Source organism: Bacillus thermozeamaize (assembly GCA_002159075.1).
GTDB lineage: Bacteria > Bacillota > Bacilli > ZCTH02-B2 > ZCTH02-B2 > Bacillus_BB > Bacillus_BB thermozeamaize.
On record LZRT01000102.1, the window covers coordinates 1 to 8,877 of the forward strand.

At 55.2% G+C, this 8,877-nt stretch carries 8 protein-coding genes; 7 read left to right on the plus strand and 1 reads right to left on the minus strand.

The window, feature by feature from the left end; genetic code table 11:
- Positions 1-257: 257 nt before the first annotated feature.
- Complete coding sequence (locus tag BAA01_12890; GenBank protein OUM85441.1) at positions 258-1,535, minus strand: integrase; 1,278 nt, start codon at positions 1,533-1,535, stop codon at positions 258-260.
- Positions 1,536-1,728: 193 nt separating this feature from the next.
- Between BAA01_12890 and BAA01_12895 the strand changes: the two genes are divergently transcribed.
- From BAA01_12895 to BAA01_12925, 7 genes are all read left to right on the plus strand, one after another.
- The gene (locus BAA01_12895) at positions 1,729-2,730 is read left to right on the plus strand and encodes a hypothetical protein (GenBank protein OUM85442.1); all 1,002 of its coding nucleotides are present in this window, start codon (positions 1,729-1,731) and stop codon (positions 2,728-2,730) included.
- 22 nt (positions 2,731-2,752) lie between these two features.
- On the plus strand, positions 2,753-3,451 hold the full coding sequence (locus tag BAA01_12900; protein OUM85443.1) for an N-acetylmannosamine-6-phosphate 2-epimerase: 699 nt from the start codon (positions 2,753-2,755) through the stop codon (positions 3,449-3,451).
- Positions 3,444-4,292 carry a hypothetical protein gene (locus BAA01_12905; protein ID OUM85444.1) on the plus strand — a complete coding sequence of 283 codons (849 nt, stop codon included), beginning with the start codon at positions 3,444-3,446 and terminating at the stop codon, positions 4,290-4,292. Before BAA01_12900 ends, BAA01_12905 begins: the two co-directional genes overlap by 8 nt.
- Before the next feature lie 20 nt (positions 4,293-4,312).
- Positions 4,313-5,239, plus strand: a complete 927-nt coding sequence (locus BAA01_12910; protein OUM85445.1) for a hypothetical protein — start codon at positions 4,313-4,315, stop codon at positions 5,237-5,239.
- 138 nt (positions 5,240-5,377) lie between these two features.
- Entirely contained in the window at positions 5,378-6,694 is a 1,317-nt protein-coding gene (locus BAA01_12915) for a sugar ABC transporter substrate-binding protein (protein ID OUM85447.1), read from the plus strand.
- A gap of 90 nt (positions 6,695-6,784) precedes the next feature.
- The gene (locus tag BAA01_12920) at positions 6,785-7,648 is read left to right on the plus strand and encodes a hypothetical protein (GenBank protein ID OUM85448.1); all 864 of its coding nucleotides are present in this window, start codon (positions 6,785-6,787) and stop codon (positions 7,646-7,648) included.
- A 13-nt stretch (positions 7,649-7,661) separates the two neighbouring features.
- Complete coding sequence (locus BAA01_12925; protein ID OUM85446.1) at positions 7,662-8,480, plus strand: sugar ABC transporter permease; 819 nt, start codon at positions 7,662-7,664, stop codon at positions 8,478-8,480.
- Positions 8,481-8,877 lie beyond the last annotated feature (397 nt).

The following is an 8,877-nucleotide window of genomic DNA, read 5'->3' on the forward strand; positions in this document are numbered from 1 at the left end:
GGACGTTATACGACCGACCAAAGGATACGTTAACGGGATGATCCGGTTGCTTAGGGGGCCGTGGCAGAGTAGCACAACGGGCATGGCATTGAAAGGGCTTAGAGGATACTAATACCAGAAAAATGAATCGCCAATCCCATAAGGAAGAAGATCAAAAGCGCTTACAAGGGAAAGGTTCTTTTCAAGTTCGCATCCAGAATCCAAAAAAGGTGCCCACACTAGCTTGACTCAGACTGAAACCGACGTCCTCTTGCAAACTAGCCGGAAGCTGTGCTACGCTGGAACTGTTTGCTGGAGAATGGTGTTCTCCAGGGATGGTTTGCAGCGGGCTTGCGCGGAGACGCAGGCGCCGCTTCTTTTTTGGCCGTTGAAGGCATAGGTGCCTGAATGGGTTGCGTCTCCACACAAGGCCAGGCGCGCCCTTGGTGCCATAGCCAGACCTGTCCATCCATGCCGATCCGCACTTCGACGACGGCCTTCGCTTCCCAGCGCGGCACATCGGGACCGGGCTTTGGCATGTAGCATTTTCCGCCCCAGGAAAATGTCTGCCCGTTCGAGATCCGCCGGTATTCTCGACGAGTGAAGATGTGCTCCAAAGGCGTTTCGGGCAGGGGGCGGTAGGCCGATTCGGCTTCTTGCGGCGCGACGGCGAACAGACGGTTGTGCTTTTCGATCAACTCCGGCAGGACCCGGTTGGCTTCCTCCATCGTACAGACGTTGCGAAGCCGAAGTTCGATCACCAGACGGTCCTGCAGGGTTTGCCAGAGCCGTTCAATCCGCCCTTTGGCTTGCGGGGATAGCGCTTTGATATGGGTAATGCCCAGATCGGCGATCGCGCGTCCAAAGGTGGAAAGCGACGGGGGCTCACCGGCCAGTTCCTGCTCAAGGGTTGGCTTGCCCTTGGGCGGGTGGAAAATGGCGTGTTGGTCGCTATAGAGGGCAAGTGGTACGCCTTTGCGTCTGAGTCCCTCCATCATGACGGTCACGTATCCCTCCAGGGTTTCGGTGGGGCGGAAGGTGGCCGCGATGACTTCCCCGGTGGCGTCATCGATGATGCCGTGCAAGGTGAGCATGGGACCGCGATCTTCCAGCCAGGCGAAAGGGGAAGCGTCGATCTGCCACAGCATGCCGGCTTGGGGTTTGCGAGGCCGGGGACGGTAAGCCTTTGGACGACGGCGTAACCGTGCGGGACGGAGGCCGCCTTCCAGGAGAATGCGGCGGACCGAAGAGACGCTTAAGCGGATGTCCTCGTGTTCGGCCAGCAGCTGGGCAAAGTGAGTGGCATTGCTACCGAAGTAGCGCTCCTGATACAGGTGCTGCACGCGTTGTTTGAGCGAATCAGCCAAGGTATGAACGGGCTTTCGGCCCCGATTTCCGTGAGCGATGGCTTGTACACCTCCGAGACGATATTTGGCCTTGAGCCGATACGCTTGCCGGATACTGATGTCAAGCGTGCGTGCGACATCCTGTTCCGTGAAACGACCGTCGATCCATTTTTCGAGAACCATCGCACGTTTCAGTTCGCTCTTCGTCAAGGTGATTTGCTCCTTTCCCATACTGACATTTTCTCGGAACAGTTACACCCTGACAAAATCACAGAACAACGACATGGCTATTTTAAACGATATTGACAGATGAATAGGACTAACCTATACTGGTTTGTGGAGAAGTATTACTCCAAAAAAAATTAAACAGTGGAGTAATACTATCATAAAGGAGATGTGAATGATGGGAAAGAAATTGCGCGTCTCCGTAATCGGCCTTGGTGTAATGGGGCAACAGCATACTCGCATCTATTCCGAAATGCCGAACGTGGAACTGGTTTCCGTGTACGACATCAATCGGGAACACGCTGAACGCACGGCCAAGCAATACGGCATCGTCGCCGACAGCGATCCGGAAACCTTGTTCGGCCGAACCGATCTGGATGCGGTCAGCATTTGCGTTTCGGACGACCAGCATCATCAGCTGGCAATCATGGCTTGCAAATACGGCAAACATGTGCTGATCGAGAAACCGCTTGCCGATGATCTGGAGGAAGCACGGGACATCGTGCGCAACGTTCGGGAATCCGGCATCAAAATGATGGTCGGTCACACTTTGCGCTGGGATCCTCGTTATTATCAGGCGCGAAATGCGGTGCAGGCGGGCAAGTTGGGGGAGATCATCCATCTGTACGCCAGACGCAACAATACGTACAGCAACGGACGCCGTCTGAACGGGCGAACCTCCGTCGCCATGTTTCTCGGCGTGCACGACGTCGACGCCATTGAATGGATCACCGGGGATCGTATTATCAGCGTCTATGCCGTGGAAGTGCGCAAGCGGATGAAGGACCTAGGGGTGGCGGACGCCATCCAGGCCACGTTCCGGTTCGCATCGGGAGCGATCGGCCAGTACGAAACGAGTTGGGTCATGCCGGACGGTTACTCCGACATCGATGCCAAGCTGGACATTACAGGTACGAACGGCGCGTTGAACATCCGGATTTTCGATCAGAATTTGTCCATTTACTCCGACCGTACGCTGGTGTATCCGGACACGGCTTACTGCGTCGATATGCACGGACAATTCGTCGGAATCATGAAAGAAGAATTGTCCACGTTCGTCCGATCGGTTCTGGAAGACCAGCCGCTGCCGATCACGGTGGAGGAAGCTTGCCGAGCCGTCCAAATCGTGCACTGTATGGAGCAATCTTTGAAGACGGGACAAGTTGTGGAAGTCAGATAAGGTTGGAAGGTGTTGAGACGGCATGCACCCTGGCTTAAACAAATTCAAGAAAGGACTCATCGTATCTTGCCAAGCTTTCCCCGGAGATCCGATGTTTGGCGAAGGAATCATGGCCAAAATGGCATTGGCGGCCAAGCAGGGCGGAGCGGTCGGCATCCGGGCGAACGGACGGGCAGACATCGAATCGATCAAAGCGGTCGTCGACCTGCCGGTCATCGGCATCGTCAAGCGGAAATATTCGGATTCGGAAATCAACATTACTCCGACTCTCCGGGAAGTGCAGGAACTGGGAGAGGCGGGTGCCGATATGATCGCGCTGGACGCCACCGGTCGCCGGCGTCCGAACGGGGAAACGTTGGAAAGTTTGATCGCCTACATCCACGACGTCTTGGGACTTCCGGTGATGGGGGACGTTTCGACGCTTGAGGAAGCCAAGCAAGCGCAATCGCTCGGCGTAGACGTCGTGGCGCCCACGCTCGCCGGATACACCCCGTATACGGAGATGACGGACGGACCGGACTGGCAACTCCTTGAAGCCATGCTTAGCGAACTCAGCATTCCAGTGATGGCGGAGGGGAGGATCCAGACGCCGGAAGACGCGCGAAGAGCGTTTCGCGCAGGCTGCAGAAATGTCGTGGTCGGCGCCGCCATCACTCGCCCAGAATGGATTACGGAGCGCTTCGTAACCATTATGACGGCTGAGGAGGTGAAGCATGATTAACGATATTTTGGGGGAAGTCAGAAGGTTGATTCCTTCGTTAAGCGCTTCCGAGAAGCGCGTCGCCAATGTGGTGTTGGAAGAGCCGGAAAAAATGATTTTTTGGACCGTAAACGAACTGGGAGAACGAGCGAAGGTCGGGGATGCGACCGTTCTTCGGTTTTGCCGCAAGCTCGGGTTGTCCGGCTATCAGGAATTCAAGTTGCTTGTCGCGCAAAGTCTGTCGCCTCATCAACAAGACGGCAAGACGAATGAGGAGGAAGACGCGGATGAGCAGATGGCGATGATTCGCCGGACGACGAAAACAAATATGCTGGCGGTGCAAGATACAACTGAAATGCTTGATCCCGAAGTGTTGAAACAGGCGGCGGAACGGATGATCCGGGCGAAGTCGGTGCACTTCTACGGCGTAGGCTCGTCCGGGTTGACCGCGGCGGATGCCCGGCTCCGATTCATGCGAATCGGCATTCCGTGCAGCTATATGCCGGATCCCCACGTTCAGGTCATGGACGCGGCGCTGTTGACGAAGGACGACGTCGCCTTTTGCATCACCTATTCGGGAAGCACCAAGGACATGCTGGAGATCATCCAGATGGCCAAATTCAGAGGGGCTTGCACGATCGTGCTTACCGGACACAGCCGCTCACCGATTATCGAACATGCCGATATTGCGCTGTTTACAAGTTCCAAGGAACTGCCGCTTCTCGGCGGAGCGTTCGTGACCAAAATCGCGCAGATCCATCTGTTGGATTTGCTGTTCCATCAAGTGATTGAGCTGAATAAGAGCAGGTCGGAAGAGGCTTCGCAGTTGACCGCCAAAGCGGTGCTTCGCAAGCTGTTCTGACGGCGGATGGAGGTGAGCGAGTGGAGTCGAGAGTGCTGGCCATGGATCTGGGGGGCACGAAGTCGCTGATCGCACTTGTGGACGGAAACGGAAACGTCGTCTATTCACGGCGCAAACCGAGCGTTTTTCCCATACGGAAAACCGAGGTCATCGAACAATTGGCGTCCTGGGTGCGGGAGATGGAACAGATCGGGCCGTTTGACCGCATCGGCATCGGCATGGCCGGTCAGGTTGACGGCTCCCAAGGCGTCCTCATCTCGACGTGTTTGAGCGATGAGATGCTGGAAGTGCCGATTGCCGCGCGACTGGAACAGACGACCGGCTATCCCGTCGTTGCCGATAACGATGGTGTGGCGGCGCTAATCGGTGAACGATGGAAAGGCGCCGCCCGCCCGTACGAACATGTCGTGATGCTGACAATCGGTACGGGATTGGGCGGAGCGGCTTGGGAACGCGATCGTCCGGTTCGAGGCGCAAGAGGAGCCGCTCTTCATGTCGGCCACACGATCTTGCACTACAACGGCGTGCCGTGCGGTTGCGGAAACCGTGGCTGCGCCGAAAAATACGTGTCAGGTACCGGTATTCGAGAAGCGTACGAACGAATGACAGGCCGATCGATCCCGGCCGAAGACGTCTATAAGGGCTACCTTCAAGGAGACAAAAATGCGACCGCTGTCATCGAAGCGTTCCTTGATCAATGCGCCGGTGTGCTGTCGAGCATGGCGAACTTGTTCAACCCGCAGGCCTTTGTCCTTGGAGGCGGGGTGAGTGAGAGTCTGGGAGAAGCGGAAATCGCCCTTCTGGAAAACAAGGCCAGAGTCTTGTCCTTGCCGGCCAATCGGAACTTCACCTTGCTGAAAGCGGCGCTTGGCAATGAAGCCGGCGTCATTGGTGCCGCTTACATGGCGCTGCATGATCTGCATGGTGAGAGGCGGCAGCCCCAATGAGAAAAGGAATCTTCAGCTTTTTTGCAACAAAGATTTTTTACCAAATTGATCAATTATCAAATTGATCAAATGGGAGAGTGAAGAAACATGAAGAAAACCTGGAAACAACTGATGGTGCTGTTGGTTGCCATTGCCGTCATCGTCAGTGGCTGCAGCGGCTCGAAAAACGACAACGGCGGCGCTTCGAACAGCGGAAGCAGCGGAAATACCGCCAACTCGGGTGCGAGCGCTTCGGACAAGCCGTATGCAGGCGTCAAGATCAGAGCGCTCATGGAAGGCCATCCCACCAGCGAGGCCTTGCTGGAAATGCTGCCCGAGTTTGAAGCGGAAACCGGGATCAAAGTGGAACTGGAAATCGTGCCTTACAGCGATCTGACTTCCAAGGCGCTGTTGAACTTTGCGAGCAAGACCGGCGCCTACGATATTGTCATGGACGACGTGGTGAAAGCGTACGGATACGAAAACATGGGTTATATCGAACCGCTTGACAGCTACATTTCCAATCCGGAACTGAACCGGTATTACGACGGGTCCGATTTTGTTCCCCAATACCTGAATGCGATGATGATCAACGGCAAGCAATACGGACTTCCGGTTTACGGCGAAAGCACGTTCTTGATGTACCGCAAGGACCTGTTTGAGGAATACGGCATCGAAGTGCCGACGACCTTCGAAGAACTGGAAGAGGCGGCCAAGACGGTTTATGAAAAATCAGGCGGCAAAATTGCCGGCATCACCCTGCGCGGGGAACAAGGCATTCAGAACGTTTACGTATGGGCCGGGTTCCTGTGGGGATTCGGCGGTCAATGGTTCGATGAAAACGGCAGATCGGTCATCAATTCGCCGGAAGCGGTGGAAGCCCTCGAAACGTACGCCCGCTTGCTGCGCAACTACGGGCCGCAAGGCGTCGCCAACTTCGGCTGGCAAGAGAACCGTTTGCTGTTCCAGCAAGGCCAGGCGGCCATGACGATCGACGCGACGGTGAACGGAGCGTACAACGAAGATCCGAGCGAATCGAACATCGTCGGCAAGGTGGGCTATGCTCCGGTGCCGGTCAAGGCGGGTGCCGATCTGAAAGGCGGATCCTCCTCGCTGGCGGTGCACGGTTTGTTCCTGGCCAGCGACAGCAAGAACAAGGAAGCGGCATGGTTGTTCATGAGCTGGGCGACGGCCAAAGAACAGCAAATCAAATCGTTCCAAATCGCTCCGAATGCCGGCGTATCGTCGCTCGCAGCCATGGAAACGCCGGAGTTCGCCGAGAAATACGGCGCATTCAAGGACGGCATGCTGGAAGCCATCGCAAACGGCAATATCGAGTACCTGCCGCAAGTTCCGGAATCCAACGAAATCATCAACAATACCGGCATTGCGATCTCCAAGGCGTTGTTCGGCCAGGACGCAAAAGCCGCATTGGATGAAGCCAATGATTTGAACAACAAGGCCATGGGCAAATAACGGATCACAAATAACGGATCATGACGGAATACGTGCGGGGGCCTGGGGCAACGGGCCCCCCAAAGGATGTGAGAGCTCTTGATTCAGCCTTTGCGAAAAAAAGGCAATTTTTTTTGGGTGCTTCCGAGCCTTTTGTTTTTTGTGCTATTCCTTGCCGTCGTCCTGGGGTATTCCATCTATCTGGCGACGCAGAACATCAATCTGGTCAAACCGAACAGCTGGTACGTCGGGTTGGACAATTTTAAGGAACTGTGGCATGACAGCCGCGCTTGGAGTAGCTTGAGAAAAACATTCCAATTTTCGATTGCGGCGACCGCCATTGAAATGCTGCTCGGTTTGGGATTGGCGCTGTATCTGAACCGAAACTTTCCGGGCCGCAATTTGGTGCGCGCCATCATTCTCATCCCGATGATCATGACACCCGTGGTCGCCGGGCTGATTTGGCGGGTCTTTTACGACCCGAACAACGGGATTATCAACTACTATTTGGGCGTGCTCGGCCTCCCGACCCCGGATTGGCTGGGAAGTACAAAGACGGCCATGTTGTCGGTCATCATCGCCGACGTCTGGCAGTGGACGCCGTTCGTGTTCCTGGTGATCGCCGCGTCTCTCGACGCCATGCCGAGCGATCCCATCGAGGCGGCAAGCGTGGACGGCGCCAACAAATTTCAGATTTTCTGGCACATTACACTGCCGATGCTGAAACCGGTTTTGGTGATCGCATTTTTGTTCCGGTTCATCGACAGCATCAAACAGTTCGACCTGATCTATGTCATGACGCGCGGCGGTCCGTCGATGGCGACGGAAACGATGAACATGTATGCGTATACGCAAGGTTTCAACAACTTCAATATCAGCTATGCCGCGGCGATCAATTTGGCGATATCCGTTTTGCTGATCGTAGGCGTCGGAATCTTCTTTGTTCTCGTTTCCCGCAGGCAAACCGGACGGTAAGGGGAGGAACGTTATGCGCAACAAATTGAAATGGACGATGTTCTACCTCGGCGTGTTCGTGATTGCGGCGGTTTTCGTCGTTCCCCTTCTGTGGCTGGTGTCGACATCGTTCAAAAACTATATCGACGCCTTCGCGCTGCCTCCGAAACTGATTTTTACGCCGACGCTGGAGAATTATACGGACGTCCTGCGGCGTTCCGACTTTATGCGGGCGTTGATGAACAGTGTGGTGATTTCCACTTCGTCCACGCTGCTCGCCGTGGCGCTTGGGGCGCTAAGCGCGTATGCACTGGTGTTTTTGGAACTGCGGCGAAAAACGGCGATTTCCACGTTTTTTCTGAGCGCGCGGATTATTCCGCCCGTACTCATGGTGCTTCCGATTTACTTTCTCGCGGTCAAGCTCGGCATGACCGATTCCTACACGGTGCTCATCCTGTTTTATACGATGATTAATCTGCCGTTTGTCATCATGATGCTGCGAACGTTCTTCCTGGATATTCCGAATGAAATTCGTGAAGCGGCCATTATCGACGGCTGTTCGGAGATGCGGGTCTTTCTGCAGACGGTTTTGCCGCTCGCCCGCGGCGGGATCGCCGCCACCTTCGTTTTGTCCATGTTGCTCACATGGAACGAGTTTTTCATCGCGCTGATCTTGAGCGGCAAGTCGACGCAGACGCTGCCGGTGCTGATCACGTCGTTCATGACGTTCCAGGGAACCGAATGGGGCTCCCTGAGCGCAGCCGGCACGATGATCATGCTTCCCATGCTCATCTTCGGCCTCCTCGTGCAGAAAAACCTGGTCCGAGGCATGACGATGGGCGCCGTGAAGTGAGGATGTTCGCGATGTCGCCGTTCGGAACGATTACGGGTAAGACTCTCCCGCTGACAAGATGCGTCAGCTAGGAGAGTCTTGTTTTTTTTATGCATGGCCGCACGGCGAATCCCGCGTTTCCGACCGCTTGTTAGAGTAAAATTTGCGTGGGGGTAAAGTCTGGAAAAAGCGAACATAGAAAAAGAGCTTCTCCCTTGGTAAAGTGAATTTGCTGAAACACGCACCAAGAGGAGGAAGCTCCTGTGCAGCACTTTACCACAATCATTCCCTCAATGAAAGAGCTTGAGCAGTGGATGTTGCGGGAGATGCAGGAAGCGTTCGCCAGCGCGATGAAGACAGCGCTGGAGATGTTTGATCAGATCATCCTTGAGCAAAGGGATCGCCAGCGTTTTCGCGT

What these genes read in the sequence shown, in the direction of transcription:
- BAA01_12895 (OUM85442.1), top strand. Translation starts at nt 1,729, where the DNA reads ATGGGAAAGAAATTGCGCGTCTCCGTAATCGGCCTTGGTGTAATGGGG.
- BAA01_12925 (OUM85446.1), top strand. Translation starts at nt 7,662, where the DNA reads ATGCGCAACAAATTGAAATGGACGATGTTCTACCTCGGCGTGTTCGTG.
- BAA01_12905 (OUM85444.1), top strand. Translation starts at nt 3,444, where the DNA reads ATGATTAACGATATTTTGGGGGAAGTCAGAAGGTTGATTCCTTCGTTA.
- BAA01_12900 (OUM85443.1), top strand. Translation starts at nt 2,753, where the DNA reads ATGCACCCTGGCTTAAACAAATTCAAGAAAGGACTCATCGTATCTTGC.